This window comes from Micromonospora sp. NPDC049282, from assembly GCF_043197045.1.
Lineage (GTDB): Bacteria > Actinomycetota > Actinomycetes > Mycobacteriales > Micromonosporaceae > Micromonospora.
In genome coordinates this window covers 61706-80128 of the sequence record NZ_JBICSL010000005.1, presented here as the reverse complement: position 1 = coordinate 80128, position 18423 = coordinate 61706, and the positions used below count along the sequence as shown (strand labels likewise).

Sequence of the window (18423 nt, the reverse complement as noted above, 5' to 3'; positions counted from 1 at the left end):
CCCCGGTTCGTGCCCTGCCTGGCGATGTGACCGATTCCATTTCCGTCACGGAGGGCTATGCTGCCGGGGCGACGACACGCGGGCCGGTTTTCCCATGGCCGCGATCCGGGTAGCGATGACATCGCGAGCCCTCACCTACACGGCAGTACCCAACGCGCTGGAGGTTGCGTTGACCGACGACGTCCTGGTCGTACACGGAGGCACTCCGCTCGAAGGGCGGATCCGCGTGCGCGGCGCGAAGAACCTGGTGTCCAAGGCGATGGTCGCCGCCCTGCTCGGCGACACACCCAGCCGGCTGTTCGACGTGCCACGCATCCGCGACGTCGAGGTGGTCCGCGGGCTGCTCGGCCTGCACGGGGTGAAGGTGACCGACGGCGGTGAGGACGGCGAGCTGGTCTTCGACCCGTCCAACGTCGAGAGCGCCAGCACCGACCAGATCAACGTGCACGCCGGCTCCAGCCGGATCCCGATCCTGTTCTGCGGACCGCTGCTGCACCGGCTCGGCCACGCGTTCATCCCCGACCTGGGCGGCTGCCACATCGGCCCCCGTCCGATCGACTTCCACCTGCAGGCGCTGCGCGAGTTCGGCGCGACGGTCGAGAAGACCCCGGAGGGCCTGCACCTGTCCGCCCCGAACGGGCTGCACGGCACCAAGTTCGCGCTGCCCTACCCGAGCGTCGGCGCCACCGAGCAGGTGCTGCTCACCGCGGTGATGGCCGAGGGCGTCACCGAGCTGCGCAACGCGGCCGTGGAGCCCGAGATCATCGACCTGATCTGCATCCTGCAGAAGATGGGCGCGATCATCAAGGTCCACACCGACCGGGTGATCGAGATCCAGGGCGTCAAGAAGCTGCACGGCTACACCCACCGGCCGATCCCGGACCGGATCGAGGCGGCGAGCTGGGCGGCGGCCGCGCTGGCCACCCGTGGTCACGTCGAGGTGCTCGGCGCGCAGCAGGCCGACATGATGACCTTCCTGAACATCTTCCGTTCCGTCGGCGGCGAGTACGAGGTCACCGACGCCCGCCCGCCGAAGCTCGGCGACCCGGGCCAGGAGGGCGGCATCCGGTTCTGGCACCCGGGCGGCGAGCTGAACGCCGTGGCGCTGGAGACCGACGTGCACCCCGGCTTCATGACCGACTGGCAGCAGCCGCTGGTGGTCGCGCTCACCCAGGCCCGGGGTCTGTCGATCGTCCACGAGACGGTCTACGAGCAGCGGCTCGGCTACACCGAGGCGCTGAACACGATGGGCGCCAACATCCAGGTCTACCGGGACTGCCTCGGCGGCACCCCGTGCCGCTTCGGCCGGCGCAACTTCAAGCACTCGGCGGTGATCGCCGGCCCGAGCAAGCTGCACGCGGCCGACCTGATCATCCCGGACCTGCGGGCCGGGTTCAGTCACCTCATCGCGGCGCTGGCCGCCGAGGGCACCTCCCGGGTGTACGGCGTGGACCTGATCAACCGCGGCTACGAGGACTTCGAGGCCAAGCTGGCGGATCTCGGCGCGCACGTCGAACGTCCCTGACCGTCCCGTTTCTCGCGCCCGGCGCCGCTCCGCGACGCCCGTCCGCCGGCCCGGTGCACCCGTGATGTGCACCGGGCTCGGCCGGTTGGCTACCCTTGCCGCGTGCCGTCGCTGTTTCGCCGCAAGTCCGCCGACCTCGTCGATGAGTCCGTCACCACTGTGACGACCGACGAGGAGTCCTCCGCCGCCCGTCCTCGGGGCTACACGCCCAGCAAGAAGGAACTCGGGCAGGTCACGCCGAAGCGTCCGGTCGCCGGCCGTCGGCCGACCGCGCCGGCCAAGCCGCTGACCAAGGAGGAAGCCCGCGCGCAGCGCCGCGCCGCCCGCGCCGAGGCCGCCACCGAGTTCCGTCGCGAGGGCGGCCCGCGTGACCGGGGTCCCGAGCGGCTGCTGGCCCGCAACGTGGTCGACTCCCGGCGTACGGTCGGCACCTGGTTCTTCGGCGGCGCGCTGATCGTGCTGGTCGGCTCCAACCAGGCCATGCCGCCGATCGTGCGGCTGCTGTCGAACCTGCTGTGGGGCGCGCTGGCCCTCGGCGTGCTGATCGACTCGGTGCTGATCTCCCGGAAGATCAAGAAGCTGGTCCGCGAGCGCTTCCCGAGGAGCACCGAGAAGCTCGGCTCGATCTACTTCTACGCGATCATGCGGTCGATCACGTTCCGCCGGATGCGCGCTCCCGCGCCCCGGGTGAACATCGGCGACAAGGTCTGACCGGACGTACCCGGAACCGGCCCCTTCCCGCTCCGGCGGTGAGGGGCCGTTCTCGTGCGGGAATCGGCCGACGTCCTGCGGGAAGCGGCCGCGCTCAGGCCACGCCGAGCAGGCGCAGGAGCGCGGTGGTGGCCGCCGCACCGACCACTACCAGCACGAACGGCGCCCGGCGCCAGGCGAGCACCAGGCCGACCAGCACACCGGCGGGCCGGGCGTACCCGGCGAAGCCACCGGCCTCGGTCAGCGCCGCGGTGGCGGCGAGCGCGGCCAGCAGCGTGGCGGCGCCGACCGGCAGCAGGTGCCGGGCCCATTCGGGCAGGTCCAGCCGGTCCCGCAGCAGTACTCCGGCGACGCGGAAACCGTAGGTGCCGGCGGCCAGGGCGAGGATCACGGCGATCAGCACGAGCCCTCCCCGGCACTCACCTGGCGCCTCGCCCCACCGGCGTCCATCGGTCCGCCGATGCCGTCCGGCGCAGCGCCGGAACCGGCCGGCACGGCTACCGGGCCGCCGTCGCGCACGCGGCCGGGGTCACCACCCGGCGCGGCGTCCGGGTCGCCAGGCGGGATGGGTGAGCGGCGGCGGGCCAGCATCGGCAGGGCCAGCGCGGCGAGCGCGAGCAGCACCGGCAGCCCGGTCGGCAGCAGCGGTGTCGCCAGCACGGCCAGTCCGGCGCCGAGGAGCGCCACCCGGCGCGTCTCCCGGTCACGCAGACTGGGCAGCAGCAGGGCGGCCAGCCCGGCCGGGAAGGCGGCGTCGAGTCCCAGGGCGGCCGGGTCGCCGGCCGCGCCCCCGGCGAGCACGCCGAGCGCGGTGCCGGCGTTCCACGCCAGGAAGAGCAGCACCCCGGCGAGCCAGAACGCCCGGCGCCGCCCCGGTCCGGCCGGGCGGGCCAGCGCGAACGCGGTCGCCTCGTCGGTCATCAGGTGGCTGCCGAGCAGCCGCTGCCAGCGCCGGGAGCCGAGCGCGCCGCCGAGGGCCAGGCCGAACGGCAGGTGCCGGGCGTTGAGGAGCAGGCCGGCGAGGACCGCCGCGAGCGGGCTGCCCGCCACGACGAGGCCCACTGCCATGAACTGGGCGCCACCGGCGTAGACGATCGCCGACATGGCCAGTGCGGCCCAGGCGGGCAGGCCTGCGGCCACCGCCACGGCGCCGAACGACGCGCCCACGGCGAGCATCGCCGCGCCGATGGCGGCGACGTCGCGGAGCACCCGGGCGTCGCCCGTTCGGTATGCCGTACGCATGTCCATTATCCTGAACGCGAGAACGCTTGTTCGTCAAACCGAACAAACCGACCGTTGGAGCGAACACATGGCGATCGACCCCGCTCCCCCACTCGCCACCATCGCGGCAGCGCTGCGCCGCGAGCGCGAACGGGCGGGCCTGTCGCTGACCGAGCTGGCCCGCCGCGCCGGCATCGCCAAGTCCACGCTGTCCCAACTGGAGTCGGGCGCCGGAAACCCCAGCGTGGAGACGCTCTGGGCGCTCGGCGTGGCGCTGGACGTGCCGTTCAGCCGCCTGGTCGAACCGCCGGTCGCCGCCATCCGGGTGGTACGGGCCGGTGAGGGCCCCCGGATCCGCTCCGAGCACGCCGACTTCTCCGCCACCCTGCTCGCCGCCGGGTCACCGCACATCCGGCGGGACGTCTACGTGATGGAGCTGGAACCCGGGGCGGTACGCCTCGCCGAGGCGCACACCCCGCGCAGCGTCGAACACGTCGTCGTGGCCGCCGGCCGGATGCGCGTCGGTCCCGAGACCGACCCGGTCGAGCTGGGACCCGGTGACTACGCCACGTTCCCCGGTGACACCCCGCACCGGTACGAGGCGCTGGCCCCCGGCACCTTCGCCGTACTCGTCATGGAGCACCCATGACCGCGGCCGGCGCCCGGTAGAGCCGGGCGACGACCTCCTCGATGTCCGGCTCCACGATCGAGACGTCGCGCAGCGTGGCCAGGCCGGCCAGCCCGGCCACCACCTCGGCGACGGTCGCCGACTCCAGCGCGAAGAGCAGCCGCCGTCCGTCCGCCTCCACCCGGTGCAGCGGCGCGCCGGGCAGCACCGGCGGCTCGGGCAGCGCGGCGTCCAGCTCGGCCACCACCATCCGGCGCGACCCGTACCGCCGGTGCAGCTCGGCGATCGAGCCGTCGTGCACCACCCGCCCGTGGTCGATGACCACGAGCCGCCGGCAGAGCCGCTCGATGTCGGCCAGGTCGTGCGTGGTGAGCACCAGCGTGGTGTCGCCGGCCCGGCCCAGCTCGGCCAGGAAACCCCGGACCGCCTGCTTGCTGACCACGTCCAGGCCGATGGTCGGCTCGTCCAGGAAGAGCACCTCCGGGCCGTGCAGCAGCGCGGCGGTCAGCTCGCCGCGCATCCGCTGGCCGAGGGAGAGCTGCCGGACCGGGATGTCCAGGAACTCGCCCAGGTCGAGCAGATCCCGGCAGCGCGTCAGCCGGGCGGCGTGCTCGCCGGCCGGCACCCGGTAGACGTGCCGCAGCAGGTCGAACGAGTCCCGTAGCGGCAGGTCCCACCAGAGCTGGGACCGCTGTCCGAAGACCACCCCGATGCGCAGCGCCAGCCGGGTCCGGTCGGCCACCGGCCGCAGCCCGCAGACCTGGGCCCGCCCGGCCGAGGGCGTCAGCACCCCGGTCAGCATCTTGAGCGTGGTCGACTTCCCGGCGCCGTTCGGGCCGATGTAGCCGAGCATCTCGCCGCGCTCCACCCGCAGGTCGACGCCGTCGACCGCGGTCACCGTCCGCTTCTCGCGGCGCACCCGCCCGGCCCTGACCCGGACCGTGAACTCCTTGCGCAACCCGTCCATCTCGATGACGCTCATGACCCCGTACTCCGGTAGTGACGGATACCGACCCGCCAGGCCAGGGCGGCGACCGTCGCCGCGACCACCGCGACGCCCGGCGAGGCCCAGCCCACCCAGGGCGGCAGGCCGAGCGGGTCGGCGCGGCCCAGCAACGCCAGCGCCGGGTGGTAGCTGACGAAGGCGAACCCCATCCCGTACGCGAACAGCGCGCGGAACCAACCGCCGTAGACGGTGATCGGGTACGAGGTGAAGTCGCGCCCGCCGTAGGTGACCGAGTTGGCCAGCTCACCCGAGTCGACCCAGTAGAACGACACGGTGGCGGTGGTGACGAAGACCGAGCCGAAGAAGACCACCGCGGCCGGCGGGGCGACGACGGCCAGCGCGACCCGGCCCGGCGTCCAGTCGATCCCGGCCGAGGCGAGCGCGAACACGAGCACCGCCAGCCCGAACACCGCCCGGGACACCTTGCGCAGCGGCAGGTCCATCAGCAGCAACTGGGGCAGCGCGGCGAGCGGGCGGACCAGCACGGCGTCGAAGAGGCCGGTGCGGACGTACCGGGGCAGCCGTTCGATGTTGCCGACCAGCAGGTCGGCGGCGGCGAACCCGCAGCTCGACAGCCCGACCACGACAAGCGTCTCGCGCAGCGTGAAGCCACCCAGCTCGCGGGTCACCCCGAAGATCACCAAAACGGTGACCACGTCGAACACGGTCGCGCCCAGGTTGCCGACCAGGTCGACCACGAACGACGTGCGGTAGGCCGCCTGGGAGCGCGCCTGCGCGCCGAGCAGCGACCGGTACGCCCGCAGCGCACCACCCCCGCCCCGCACCTCAGCCACCCTGGGCGCACCGGCGTGCTCAGCCACCCTGGGCGCACCGGCGTGCTCAGCCACCCTGCACCACCAACCGGCGTTCGGCGCGACGCTGGACCAACCGGCAGAGCGCCAGCAGCAGCACCACCCAGCCGAGCTGCAGCCCGACCAGGCCGACGCCGGTCGCCAGCGGCTCCCGCTCGACCAGCACGTCCAGCGGGACCTGCAGGAGGCTCGGGAACGGGGTGGCGTACCGCAGGGTCGCCTCCACCGGAGCGGGCAGGAAGCCGAGCGGGAAGTAGAGCCCGGCCAGCACGCCCGAACCCAGCGTCCAGAGGATCATCGGGCCCCGGGCGTCCTGCAGCCAGTAGGCGGTCGCGTTGACCAGGTAGCGGCAGCCGAAGCAGACCACCACCGCGAGCAGCGCGGAGAGCAGGAACAGCGGCACGGTGGCCCAGTGCCGGGGCAGGTGGACCGCGAAGAAGAGCGGGCCGATCACCAGCGGGGGCACCAGCCGGGCGAGCGCGGCGAACCCGGCCCGGCCCAGGTCGATGGCGAGATAGCTGGTCACCGGATGCACCGGCCGCAGCAGGTCGGCGGCCACCTCGCCGGAGCGGATCCGGTCGGCGAGGTCGGTCCAGCCCCAGATGGCGATGACCGCCAGCAGCCCCTGCCCGGCCCAGACGAAGGTGCCGAGCTGGGCCCGGTCGTAGCCGGCCACGGTGCCGGCCGCGCCGGTGGCGGCGAGGAAGATGTAGCAGCGCAGGAAGCCGAACACGGTGTTGGTGACGACGCCGGCCACGGCCGCCTGGCGGTAGGTCGCGTGCCGGCGGAAGCCGGCCGCCACTATCGCGCCGAATGTCCGAAACCATGGGGTAACGTGTGCGTCCGTGGGTGGTGCCACAGTGGCGGTGACCGAGCCCACGCCGTTACCCTCCTTCCGCAGCCAGACGTGCTGGACCGGGCGACTCTACCGGCATGTCCGGCGCCCCAGCGCGACAATTTCCAACGAGGTGACACCGCCGTGAGCGAGCGACGCGAGCCGGTTCCGGGGCCGCGCCGCGCGACCGGCGGGAGGGGCTGCCGATGAGTGGCTGGGGCAGCTGGCGCGAGCCGGCGGAACCGGCCTGGGCCCTCGCGCCCACCCACGAGTGGGAGCCGCAGTTTCCCGGCCAGCGCTACCCGGGCGACATCGGCCTGGAGCACCTGACACCCCCACCGCGCCGCCGGACCGTGGTCGGACGCGCCGAGGTACGCCCGGTCAGCCCCGCGCCCGACGACGCGTACCCGGTCAGCCCCGCCGGCCCGGAGACCTACCCGATCAGCCCGGCGAGCCCTCGTGGGACGTACCCGGTCAGTCCGGCGAGCCAGCGCGGGACGTACCCGGTCAGTCCGGCCGGCTCGGAGACGTACCCGATCAGCCCCGCCGGCCCGGAGGGCCGGCATCCGCAACGCCAACAGGCCCCGCCCGAGCGGCTCGACCAGCGTTGGACGCGCCCGGCGGGGACGTCGTACCGGTCCGCGCCGATCGAGCCGGGCTGGGCGCCGGAACCGAACGAGACCTCGCGACCCGCCGCGGGCTGGTCGGAGCGCCGCCGGCCGGCGGACGACCGCGAGGCCCCGACGAACGGACGCGAGCCCGCCTCCCGCGTGCGGTGGAGCCCGTCGCCCGACCCCCGTCGTTCCCCTTCCGCCGACGGGCGGCACGAGCATCCCTCGGACGAGCGGCGCGGGCTCACCCCGGACGAGACGCACGGGCCGTACGTCGACAGCTGGCAGGACCCCGATCCCGACGACCACCGGGAGCGGCGGGCCTCCGGTCGGCCGACCGACCGGCGCGACCAGGACGGGGCCCCGGCGGAACGCGGGCGGGTCACCCACGGCGAGCCGCGCCGCGACGGCTGGCGCGACCCGGGCCCGCGTCCCCACGGGGACCGGCACGAGCCGGTCGGCCGTCGGGAGGACGCCGCACCGCACCGGGACGCCGCCGCCCACGCCGACACCCAGCGTCCGATCCCCGGGCACGGCCGTGCCCCGCAGCGCGCCGACACGGACCGGTACGCCGCACCGCGCCCCGCCGACCAGCGGTGGGAGGGTCAGCGCGACCGGACCTACCCGCCGCAGGGCGACCGGACCTACCCGCCGCAGGGCGAGTGGCCGGTGATCGAGCGGCGGCGACCCGCCGAGCCGGCCGCGTACCGGCCCGACGAGCGCCGCCGTCCGATCGCGGACGGCCACCCGACCCAGCCGGCCGATGCTCTGCGCCCTGACGGTCACCGCTCCGACGGTCACCGCCCCGAGCGGGACGGCGTCGGCCGGGCCCGTCCGGATTCGCGCGATGCCCGGCCGGCCGCCGCCCGACCCGACCACGCCGGCCCACGCCCCGAGTCGGAGGCCACTCGGCCACCCACGACCGGCGTCCGTCCCGAACCCGGCCGGCGGCAGCCGGAGCCGGACGGGCGACGGCCGGACTCCGTCGCGCCCCCCGAGCACCGGCCCCGGCCGGAGCAGTGGCCGACCCGACCCGACGAGTACCAGCGAGCCCGTCGCGGCGACAGGCCACTCCATCTCGTACCGCCGGTCGAACCGGACGAGCCGCGACGGCCGGTACCCCCGGTGCCGGGTCGGCACGACGAGGCCCGCCGCCCGGCGCCGCCCGCCTACCCGGGCCCCTCGCCGGCCCGGACACCCGGGAAGGACCCGGTCCAGCCCGCCGGGACCGGCGCCGCGGAGGTCCGGACGCCGCATGTCACGCCGCCCTCGCCCCCGCCGGCCACCTCCGCCCCGCCGGCTCAGCCGGTCACGCCGGCTCAGCCGGTCACGCCGACTCAGCCGCGCCCGCCGGCTCAGCCGCACACGCCGATCACACCAGTCACGCCTGCCCCGCCGGTCACGATCGTTCCGCCGGTCACGCCGGTCACGCCGGACCGTGCGCCCGCCCCGCCGGTCGGGGCCGGCGCACGGTCCGGTGCCGACCCGCGGCCGGTGGACGAGTCGCGCTCGACCTCCCCGGCGGCCGACAACGGCATGGAGGCCTGGTTCCGGCCGAGCCAAGCGACGGCGGCCTCCGAAACGGACATCGCCGCGCCGGCTCCGGGCGGCGGCGCCCCCGCCGTCGGGTCGTCGCCGGCCCTCTCAGAGGGCGCGGACCGCCTCGAGACCGGGCAGCCGGGCGACCGGCGGGGCGAGACCGGCCAGCCCGACGACGGGGACAACGCCCGGTCGAGCCACGCGGTCGAGCCGGTCGCGTCGGCCGTTCCGGTGACGTCCGCCGACCGCCTCGGTCGGGCGACGGCCGATCCAGGCGCAGTCGATCCGGGCGCCTCCGTCGAGCCGAGATGGTCCGACGACCGCCGCCACGAACCTCATGACGTGGACGACTCGGCGGGTACGACCGCCGGCGACGTCACCGCGACGGACCCCGCCGGCCGCTCCGCAGCCGCGGAGCCGTCCGAGCCCGCCCCGCGGCGGGACGCCACCGCGGCCGGTCCGGGCGTCGGCGGCGAGGGCTCCGCGACGACCGTCACCGCGACCACGACCACCGGACAACGTGAGGGCAGCGCGGACGCCCCGGATTCCGCCGGCGAGGCCGACCCACCGGCATCCGTCACCGCGGCGGCGGCCGGGGTCGCCGTGCCGAACGCGCGCCCGCCGGCCGAGCCCCGGACACCTGAGCCGTCACCGACCGACACCGCGCTGGCGACCCACCCGACCGCCCACCACGAAACAGCCCGCACGGCCACCGAGGACGAGTCGGCCCGCGAGGCCCACACGGTGAGCGACGACGAGCCGCCCGCGGCTTCCGTGCCGCCGGCCACGCAGGACACCGCGCCGGCCACGCAGGACACCTTCCCGGCCGCCGCGACCTCGGCACCGTCTCCCACCACGCCACCGGCAGCAGCAGCCTCCGTGTTCGACGGGCCCGTACCGGCGCCGACGGTCGACGTCCTATCCGCCGCCGCGCCGCGACCTACGCCGACCGACGACCTGCCGACCGGCTCGGCTCCGGCGGTGGGCCACGGCGGTGAGATCCGAGCCGAGGCGGGTCCGGCCACCCCGATCCCGAGCACGACGGATTCGACGAGCGCAGCCCTCACCGATGACGCCCCGAGCGGAACAGATCCGACCGGTACGGCACGGACGGAGACCGGCCCGGCCGGCACCACCCCGTCGGGAGCGGGCCTGAGCGGCGTGGCGGTCACCGACGCGGGCGGCAGCAACGACGCGAGGGCCGAAGCAAGCTCGACGATCGCAGCCGCGCCCGAAGGTCATTCGAACAGCGGCCATGATGCCGAATCCAATTCGAACGACTCGATCGCGCCGAAGCCGGCCGTGCCCGCCGGCGACGGGCCGGCGCGCCCGCGTACCCCCGGGTCGGGGTTGACGGGTGACACCCGGGCGGTCGTGCCGGACGACGAACCGGCCCCGGCGCCCCCGATGGACCCGGAACAGGCCCTGGCCTCCATCGACTGGCGGCTGCACCCGGGGACGCTGCGCGAGGAGGCGCCCGACCCGAAGCGGCTGCGCCAGATCCGGGCCGGCCTCACCGGCAAGCTGGGCACGGCGCTGGACAATCGCAGCCGGGCCCGGCTGCTCAGCCTGCGCTCGGTGGCGTCCCGGATCCTCGGTGAGCTGGACGACGCGGTCGCCGACGCGCGGCTGGCCGTCACGTACGCGGAGGCCACCGGCGAGATGCGGCGGGCCTCGCTGGCCCGCGCGCGCCTCGCCGAGGTGCTGCGCTGGCGGGGAGAGCACGCGGAGGCCGACCGGCTCTTCGCCGAGGCGAACTCGCCGGAGCTGCCCGACCGGCTGCGCGCGTTGCTGCACGAGCACGCCGGGCGCTCCTGCTACGACCAGGGCCGGCTGACCGAGGCGTGCGTGCACTTCGAGCGGGCGCTGGACCTGCGTCAGGGCGAGGACACGGCGCTGAACGCGCGGACCGGGACGGCGCTGGACGCGGTCGCGGAACGGGCGGCGCGCGACGGCTTCGGTCCGCCGCCCCGGAGTCGGGAGGAGGTGCTCGGCACCCCGCGGTACCCGGTGGCGACGTTCGACGACTCCGAGCAGCTCTGGGGGTACGCGGACGCCGACGGCGAGCTGGTCATCGCGCACCGGTACGCCGAGGCGCAACCGTTCCACGAGGGAATGGCCTGGGTACGCCGCCCCGAGGCGTCCCGCTGGGCGCTGATCGACAGCACCGGGGCGGCGTTGATCGAGGCGAACAACGGCTACCGCGCGGTGGGCCCCTTCGCGGAGGGGCTGTCGTGGGTGTCCATGGACGGCAAGGGCCGGTGGATGGCCGTCGACCGGATGAACATCGTGAAGATCCCGCCCGGGTACGAGGAGGTCCGGCCGTTCCGCAACGGCCTCGCCCCGGTACGGCAGAACGGCGGCTGGGGCGCGGTGAACCGCACCGGCGAGGTGGTGGTGCCCACCCGCTACCACCGGCTCGGCGCGCCACTGGCCGACGGCCGGCACCTGGACGGCTTCACCTCCGACGGACTGGCCGTGGTGGAGCTGGCCGGCCGCCGGGGCGTGGTGGACCGCGGCGGACGGGTGCTGGTGGCGCCGGCGTACCCGACGCTGGTGATCCACCCGGTGGCGTTCCTGGTCACCACCGAGACGGGCCGCTGGGGCGCGCTGGACCGGCGCGGTGAGCCGCTGATCGACCCGGTGCACCCGAGCCGCGCCGCGGTGGCCGCGGAGATCGACCGGCTGCTCGCCGACACCAGCCCGGTGCTTTGAGCCGGGGAGTCACGGCGGGCGCTCCGCGGCGGGCGGGGCTAGGGTCGAGGGATGGAATTCCGACACCTGGGCCGCTCCGGCCTGATGGTCAGCGAGATCTCGTACGGCAACTGGATCACCCACGGCTCGCAGGTCGAGGAGGACGCCGCGGTCGCCTGCGTCCGGGCCGCCCTCGACAGCGGCATCACCACCTTCGACACCGCCGACGTCTACGCCGGCACCCGGGCCGAGTCGGTGCTCGGCCGGGCGCTGAAGGGCGAGCGCCGCGAGGGGCTGGAGATCTTCACCAAGGTGTACTGGCCGACCGGGCCGGGCCGCAACGACCGCGGCCTGTCCCGCAAGCACATCATGGAGTCGATCGACGGCTCGCTGCGCCGCCTGCAGACCGACCACGTCGACCTCTACCAGGCCCACCGCTACGACGTCAGCACGCCGCTGGAGGAGACGATGGAGGCGTTCGCCGACGTCGTCCACTCGGGCAAGGCGCACTACATCGGCGTCTCCGAGTGGACGGCGTCGCAGTTGCGGGAGGCGCACGCGCTCGCCCGCGAGCTGCGCATCCCGCTGATCTCCAACCAGCCGCAGTACTCGATGCTGTGGCGGGTCATCGAGACCGAGGTGATCCCGGCCAGCGAGGAGCTGGGCGTCGGTCAGATCGTCTGGTCGCCGATGGCCCAGGGCGTGCTCTCCGGGAAGTACCTGCCCGGCCAGCCGCCGCCGGCCGGCTCCCGCGCCACCGACGAGAAGTCCGGCGCGAACTTCATCGCCCGGTGGCTCACCGACGACGTGCTCACCCGGGTGCAGCAGCTCAAGCCGATCGCCGAGCAGGCCGGGCTGACCATGCCGCAGCTCGCCGTCGCCTGGGTGCTGCAGAACCCGAACGTCGCCTCGGCGATCGTCGGCGCGTCCCGCCCCGAGCAGGTGCACGACAACGTGAAGGCCGCCGGTGTGAAGCTCGACGCCGGCCTGCTCAAGGCGATCGACGAGATCGTCGAGCCGGTCACCGAGCGGGACCCGGCGAAGACCGAGAGCCCGGCGCAGCGTCCGTGACGCCAGTCGTCCCCGGGCCGGCGTGGCCGGCCCGGGGACGCCCGGGTCAGCCCTGCCAGAAGCGGATCAGGTAGAGCCCCAGGCGGTAGAGGTCCGGCGGGAGGCCGAGCGCGTCGCCGACCGCGAACACCCCGCCGAAGAACACGCCGCCGATCTGCGGGCTCCACAGCAACGCGAAGAGCAGGATGAATCCGTACGGGGCGAACAGGTCGTACATCCGGCGGTAGGCGGGGCTGAGCCAGGGCTGGATCATGTTGCCCCCGTCCAGTCCGGGCACCGGCAGCAGGTTGAGCACGCTCGCCATGAGCTGGAGGAACGCGAGCAGGCCGACGCCGGCCCAGAACTCCAGCGGCCCGCCCAGCGCCGGCCCCCAGCTCACGGCCGCCACCAGCAGCAGCGTGAACAGCACGTTGGTGGCCGGCCCGGCCAGGCTGACCAGGGTGTGCCGCAGCCGGCCGGGGATGGCGTGCCGGTCCACCCAGACCGCGCCGCCGGGCAGGCCGATGCCGCCGAGCAGCACCACCACCACCGGCAGCACGATCGACAGCAGCGGGCTGGTGTACTTCAGCGGGTTGAGCGTCAGGTAGCCGCGGTGGGCGATGTCCCGGTCGCCGGCCCGGTACGCGACCACGGCGTGTGCGTACTCGTGCAGGCAGAGCGAGACCAGCCAGCCGGAGACCACGAAGAGGAACACGTCGAACCGGACGTTGCCGAACCCGTTCCAGGTCATCGCGCCGCCGGCCACGAAGAGCGCGACCAGGGCCAGGAAGATCGGACTCGGCCGGAACGCCGCCCGGGGCACGCCGAGGACCAGCGGGTCACCCGGGCGGTCGTAGCCGGTCATTCGGCCGGGGGCTGCAGGCTCATCCGGTATTCCACCCGGTCGTCCTCGACCAGCGCGACGGAGGTGACGCCGGACGTCGCGAGCTCCCGCCAGGTCTGGCCGATCCACGACTCGGCGTCCGCCTGACTCGGGAACGACTCGCCCGGACCCTCGACCGGGTCGCCGTTCGTGCCCTCGTACCGCCAGCTCCACGCCATGCCGCGTCTCCCCTCGCCGCCGTCGCCCCGTGGGACGCCAAAACCCTCGCAAGCCTAGTCGGCCGGCCGCGCGACGGCCCGCCGCCGTCTGGACGCGGCCGGTACGGTGGCGCGGTGCTGACTTCAGGAGTGGTGCTCAGCGACCGCTACCGATTGGACGAACGCATCGCGACCGGCGGCATGGGCGCCGTGTGGAAGTGCGCGGACACGCTGCTGGATCGCGACGTCGCGGTGAAGCTGATGCTGCCGTCGCTGCTCGCCGACCCGGAGTTCACCACCCGCTTCCACGCCGAGGCCCGGATGCTGGCCGCGCTGCGCCACCCCGGCATCGTGCAGGTGCACGACTTCGGCGCCGCCACGCTCGCCGACGGCAGCCAGGTCAGCTACCTGGTGATGGAGTACGTGGACGGGAAGCCGCTGTCGAGCTGGGTGCGGCAGGCCGGCCGGCTCGACCCGGCCTCCACCATGTCGGTGGTGACGCAGGCCGCGCAGGCGCTGCACGCCGCCCATCTCGCCGGCATCGTGCACCGCGACGTGAAGCCGGGAAACCTGCTGATCAAGCGGGACGGCACGGTGGTCCTCGTCGACTTCGGCCTCGCCCGGGCCCGCACCATGGCCGGCATCACCGCCGCCCACATGGTGCTCGGCACCGCCTCGTACATGTCGCCGGAGCAGGCCTCCGGCCAGCCCGTCTCGCCGTCCACCGACGTCTACGCGCTCGGCGCGGTGACGTACTTCTGCCTGGCCGGCCGACCACCCTTCGACGGTGACCACCCGGTCCAGGTGGCGATGCGGCACGTGGAGGACGAGCCGCCGCCGCTGCCTCCGGCCACGCCCCCGGCGGTGGTCGAGGTGGTCCGGCGAGCGCTGGCGAAGATCCCGCGCGACCGCTTCCCGACCGCTGCGGCGCTGGCCGAGGGCGCGCGGGACGCCCGGGACGCCACGCTTGCGAACGTGCCGGTCCCGCCGCGCCCGCCGTGGGCGGTGAGCGGCCCGACCACACCCGAGCCGGGGCGTCCCGCCACGCCGTCCGATCGGACGGCGTCCGGACCGCCGGCCCCGCCGGCGTCCGGACCGGGGGACGCGCCGGCGGCGCGGGAGACGTCGGCACGCCCCGGACGGCGGACGACGGCGCTGGGCGGGGCGGCCGGCATGGCGCTGGTCGCGGTGCTGACCGCGGTGACCGTGGCGCTGCTCCGCTCCCCCGACGAACCGGGACCGGCTCCGGGGCCGGGCACGGTTGCCGGGGAGTCCGCGAGCCCCGGCTCGGTGGGGCCGGCAACTCCGAGCGTCGCCGGGTCGGTGACGCCGGACGCGAGTCGTACCGGGCGGTCCGGCCGGCCGCCGTCGGCCACGCCGAGCCGGTCCGTGCCACCCACCGGTGACCCGGCCGGCGGCGAGCCGACGCCGAGCCCCGGTGCGTCCACGCCGACCGGGAGCCCGACGGCGGCGCCGGAGTCGAACCCGTACACCCCCGCCCAGGTGTGCGGCGCCGGCTACCGGGTGATCGACTCGGCCACGCTGACCGCGCGCGGGGTCCCGCAGGGACGGGTCTACCTGCTCCACAGCAACGCGGCCGGGACCCACTGCGTGGTGACGCTCAAGGACGCCGACCTCGGGCAGGTCACCACCGTCACCACCTTCCTGCAGGTCAAGGGCAAGGGCCGGCAGACCGAGAGTGGCGGATTCCGCTACTACGCCGGCCCGGTGCGCGCCACCGCCGCCGGCGTCTGCGTGAAGTGGGGCGGCTCGACCGCCGGCGCCACCTACACGAGCCCGTTCGAGCACTGCGACTGAGCCGCGGGCCACGCCCCGCGATCTTGCGGTCACCGCCCCGACGAAACGGTAACTTCCGGCATTCCGGGGGCCGCAATCGCAAGATCGGCGCTGGGAGGTGGTGGGGCGGGGTGGCGACGGGAGAACTAAGGTACGGGCATGTCCGTTGACGGGTGGCACACCCTCCTGGTGCTCGGCGGTATCCGCTCCGGCAAGTCCGGGTTCGCCGAGTCGCTGGTCGCCGACGCGCCCATGGTCCGCTACGTGGCCACCGCCCCCGCCGGGGACCCGGAGGACACCGAGTGGGCGGCCCGCCTCGCGGCGCACCGGGCCCGACGGCCGGGGAGCTGGACCACCGAGGAGACGGCGGCGGATCCGGGCCGGCTGGCCGAGGTGATCGCCGCCGCCGGCCCGAACGACACGCTGCTCGTGGACGACCTGGGCGGCTGGGTGACCGTGCTGCTCGACCCCGCCCACCAGCCGGCCGACGACACCGCCACCATCGCCGAGCTGGCCTCGGCGGTGCGGGCCAGCGAGGCACGCCTGGTGCTGGTCAGCCCCGAGGTCGGGCTGTCGCTGGTGCCCACCACGCCGCTGGGCCGGGCGTTCACCGACGCGCTGGGCGCGACCAACCGGGCGGTGGCCGACGCCTGCGACGCGGTCGCGCTCGTGGTGGCCGGGCAGACCGCCTGGCTCAAGCCCGCCTCGACCCCGCACACCCACGCCGCACCGGCTCAGCCACGCCACGCCACGTCGGCGCCGCACGCGCAGCCGGGCCAGACCACGCCGGCGCAGTCCGTGCTCGGCGTGCCGGCACAGCCGGTCGAGGCCGCGCCGGCAGGGGCGGACACCCCCGCCTGGGCCGGGCTCGACCAACCGGCCGCGTCCACCGGGCGTCGGCCGGAGAGCGCCGCGCCGGACGCGCCGCTGCCGGAGGTGCTCACCCCGACCGCGAGCCCGGCGCCGGCCCCGCCGTCCGCCGGCCCGGCAGGCGACGGGGACTGGGCGGCGCCCACCATGGCGCTGCCGATGATCGCCACCGGCCTGGTCATCCAGCCCGGCATGGAACTGCCGATGCCGGACGACTACACCGGCCCGCAGGCGGTCGACCGGCTCGCCACCCTGGACCTCCCCGGCGCCGGCCTCGGCGTGCTGGAACAGGTGGTCGGCTTCGCCGCCGCCACCCAGGGCTCGTCGACCCCACGCCCGTGGGACACGGTCCGGGTGCTGCTGCTGCACGGCGACCACGAAGGCGGGGCGTCCGCCGGCGCGGCGCCCGGCGAGTCGGCCCGCCGCGCCCGGCAGGCCCGCGCCGGCCGGGGCGCGCTGGCCCGGCTGGCCGCCGAGAACGGCGCCAGCCTCCAGGTCGTCGAGGCGCCCGTCTCGGCGCCGTTCGAGGACGGGCCGGCGCTGGACGCCGACCAGGTCGAGGCGGCGCTGCGCTACGGCTGGCGGCTGGCCGAGCAGGCCGCCGACGCCGGCGTACACCTGCTGGTCCTGGCGTCCTGCGGGGCCGGCGCCGAGGCCGCCGCCGCGGCCGTGCTGGCGGCCACCGCCGGCGCGGAGCCACCGGCGGTGCTCGGCCGGGTGGTGACCGAGCAGGGCGAGATCGACGACAACGCCTGGATGGTCCGCTGCGCGGCCGTCCGGGACGCCCTGCACCGCACCCGGCGCTCCCCCCGGGAGGCCAAGGACATCCTGGCCGAGCTGGGCGGCGGTGACATCGCGATGGCCACCGGCGTGCTGCTCGGCGCCACCGCCCGGCGGGTCCCGGTGCTGCTCGACGGCCCGGTCGGCACCGCCGCCGGCATGGTCAGCCGCGACCTGGCCGGACAGGCCCGGCACTGGTGCCTGCTGCCCGACCACGGCGGCCGTCCCGGCGTGCGGCTCGCCGCCGACGTGCTCGGCCTGACCCCGCTGCTGGACCTCCGCCTCGACCTGGGCGAGGGGGCGACCGCGCTGGCCGCCCTGCCGTTGCTGCGCTCGGCGCTCACGCTCGCCGCCACCCTGCCGACGCACCCGTCGCTGGGCGGCGCCGAGGAGGAGAGCTACGCCGAGCCCGAGCCGGCCGGGCCGGGACCGGCCGCCCGGGCGGACGAGCCGGACTTCGCCGAGCCGGAGCCGGCCGGGCCGGGACCGACCACCACCGGTTCCGACGAGCCGGTGTCGCCCGGCCGCCGTGCCGACTGAGCCCCGGCTCGCCGACGGCGTCCGGCTGGCGCTGACCACGTTCACCACCGCGCCGGTACGCGCCGGCCGGGTCGACCGGGCCACGGCCGGCACCGCGATGGCGCTGGCGCCGGCGGTCGGCGCGCTGCTCGGCGCGGTGCTCGGCGGGGCGCTGCTGCTGGCCGGGGCGCTCGCCCCGCCGCTGGTCGCCGCCGGGGTCACGGTCGGGCTCGGCGCGCTGCTCACCCGGGGCCTGCACCTGGACGGGCTGGCCGACACCGTGGACGCGCTCGGCTCGTACCGGCGCGGGCCGGCCGCGCTGGAAATCATGAAACAGCCGGACGTCGGCCCCTTCGGGGTGGTCGCGCTGGTGGTCGTACTCCTGCTCCAGACCGCCGTGCTGGCGGAGCTGGCCGGGCGGGACGCGCCGGCGGCGCTCGCCGCGGTGGTCGCGGCCACCGCGGCCGGCCGGCTGGCCGCCGGCCTGGCCTGCCGTCGCGGCGTGCCGGCAGCCCGGCCGGACGGCCTGGGCGCGCTGGTGGCCGGCACGGTGGGGTGGGGCGCCCTGGGGCTCGGCGCGCTCGCCGTGGCGCTGCTGGCCGCGCCCGCGGTGCCGGGCCGCCCGTGGCAGGGGCCGCTCGCCGTGCTCGCCTCGCTCGCCGTCGCGGTCGGGCTCCTGCGGCACCTGGTACGCCGCTTCGGCGGCATCACCGGCGACGTCCTCGGGGCCCTGGTGGAGGTCGTCACCACGCTGTCCTACCTGGGACTGGTGCTGACCGGCTGA

General features: G+C 75.5%; 14 protein-coding genes and 1 pseudogene. 8 read left to right on the top strand and 7 right to left on the bottom strand.

Annotated features, from left to right (window positions below; genetic code table 11):
• The first annotated feature begins 115 nt into the window (after positions 1-115).
• Complete coding sequence (gene murA / locus ACGFI2_RS11365; RefSeq protein WP_393514346.1) at positions 116-1525, top strand: UDP-N-acetylglucosamine 1-carboxyvinyltransferase; 1410 nt, start codon at positions 116-118, stop codon at positions 1523-1525.
• Between the two features lie 102 nt (positions 1526-1627).
• Positions 1628-2236 (top strand): DUF3043 domain-containing protein, encoded by a 609-nt coding sequence (locus ACGFI2_RS11360; RefSeq protein WP_393514343.1) that lies wholly within the window; start codon positions 1628-1630, stop codon positions 2234-2236.
• Positions 2237-2330: 94 nt separating this feature from the next.
• Here ACGFI2_RS11360 and ACGFI2_RS11355 read toward each other — a convergent pair whose 3' ends face one another.
• Together ACGFI2_RS11355 and ACGFI2_RS11350 are read right to left on the bottom strand one after the other, a co-directional pair.
• Complete coding sequence (locus ACGFI2_RS11355; RefSeq protein WP_116507604.1) at positions 2331-2639, bottom strand: AzlD domain-containing protein; 309 nt, start codon at positions 2637-2639, stop codon at positions 2331-2333.
• Positions 2633-3478, bottom strand: coding sequence for an AzlC family ABC transporter permease (locus tag ACGFI2_RS11350; protein ID WP_393514340.1), 846 nt, complete (start codon positions 3476-3478; stop codon positions 2633-2635). Before ACGFI2_RS11350 ends, ACGFI2_RS11355 begins: the two co-directional genes overlap by 7 nt.
• Positions 3479-3545: 67 nt before the next feature.
• On the opposite strand from ACGFI2_RS11350, the gene ACGFI2_RS11345 reads away from it, so the two are divergent.
• Positions 3546-4106 carry a helix-turn-helix domain-containing protein gene (locus ACGFI2_RS11345; protein ID WP_393514337.1) on the top strand — a complete coding sequence of 187 codons (561 nt, stop codon included), beginning with the start codon at positions 3546-3548 and terminating at the stop codon, positions 4104-4106.
• On the opposite strand, the gene ACGFI2_RS11340 is transcribed toward ACGFI2_RS11345, so the two are convergent.
• Genes ACGFI2_RS11340 through ACGFI2_RS11330 form a run of 3 tightly spaced genes read right to left on the bottom strand, consistent with a single transcriptional unit; the run spans position 4090 to position 6783 of the window.
• On the bottom strand, positions 4090-5067 hold the full coding sequence (locus ACGFI2_RS11340) for an ATP-binding cassette domain-containing protein (protein ID WP_393514335.1): 978 nt from the start codon (positions 5065-5067) through the stop codon (positions 4090-4092). The genes ACGFI2_RS11345 and ACGFI2_RS11340 overlap by 17 nt on opposite strands.
• Positions 5064-5885, bottom strand: a complete 822-nt coding sequence (locus ACGFI2_RS11335) for an ABC transporter permease (protein WP_393514332.1) — start codon at positions 5883-5885, stop codon at positions 5064-5066. The genes ACGFI2_RS11340 and ACGFI2_RS11335 overlap by 4 nt, the downstream gene beginning before the upstream one ends.
• A gap of 46 nt (positions 5886-5931) precedes the next feature.
• A complete protein-coding gene (locus ACGFI2_RS11330) occupies positions 5932-6783 on the bottom strand; it encodes an ABC transporter permease (RefSeq protein ID WP_393514329.1) in 852 nt (283 codons plus the stop codon).
• A gap of 161 nt (positions 6784-6944) precedes the next feature.
• Here ACGFI2_RS11330 and ACGFI2_RS11325 point away from each other — a divergent pair, with 161 nt between their 5' ends.
• Together ACGFI2_RS11325 and ACGFI2_RS11320 are read left to right on the top strand one after the other, a co-directional pair.
• Entirely contained in the window at positions 6945-11603 is a 4659-nt protein-coding gene (locus tag ACGFI2_RS11325) for a WG repeat-containing protein (protein WP_393514326.1), read from the top strand.
• Between the two features lie 51 nt (positions 11604-11654).
• A complete protein-coding gene (locus tag ACGFI2_RS11320; protein ID WP_393514323.1) occupies positions 11655-12653 on the top strand; it encodes an aldo/keto reductase family protein in 999 nt (332 codons plus the stop codon).
• A gap of 46 nt (positions 12654-12699) precedes the next feature.
• Here the strand turns inward: ACGFI2_RS11320 and ACGFI2_RS11315 are convergent, their stop codons facing one another.
• A complete protein-coding gene (locus tag ACGFI2_RS11315) occupies positions 12700-13497 on the bottom strand; it encodes a site-2 protease family protein (RefSeq protein WP_393514321.1) in 798 nt (265 codons plus the stop codon).
• Complete coding sequence (locus tag ACGFI2_RS11310) at positions 13494-13694, bottom strand: hypothetical protein (RefSeq protein WP_393514318.1); 201 nt, start codon at positions 13692-13694, stop codon at positions 13494-13496. The genes ACGFI2_RS11315 and ACGFI2_RS11310 overlap by 4 nt, the downstream gene beginning before the upstream one ends.
• Positions 13695-13808: 114 nt before the next feature.
• On the opposite strand from ACGFI2_RS11310, the pseudogene ACGFI2_RS11305 reads away from it, so the two are divergent.
• From ACGFI2_RS11305 to ACGFI2_RS11295, 3 genes and pseudogenes are all read left to right on the top strand, one after another.
• A pseudogene (locus ACGFI2_RS11305) lies at positions 13809-15161 on the top strand (protein kinase); the annotation flags it as partial.
• Between the two features lie 468 nt (positions 15162-15629).
• Positions 15630-17660, top strand: a complete 2031-nt coding sequence (locus ACGFI2_RS11300) for a bifunctional adenosylcobinamide kinase/adenosylcobinamide-phosphate guanylyltransferase (protein ID WP_393514315.1) — start codon at positions 15630-15632, stop codon at positions 17658-17660.
• Complete coding sequence (locus tag ACGFI2_RS11295; RefSeq protein WP_393514312.1) at positions 17650-18423, top strand: adenosylcobinamide-GDP ribazoletransferase; 774 nt, start codon at positions 17650-17652, stop codon at positions 18421-18423. Before ACGFI2_RS11300 ends, ACGFI2_RS11295 begins: the two co-directional genes overlap by 11 nt.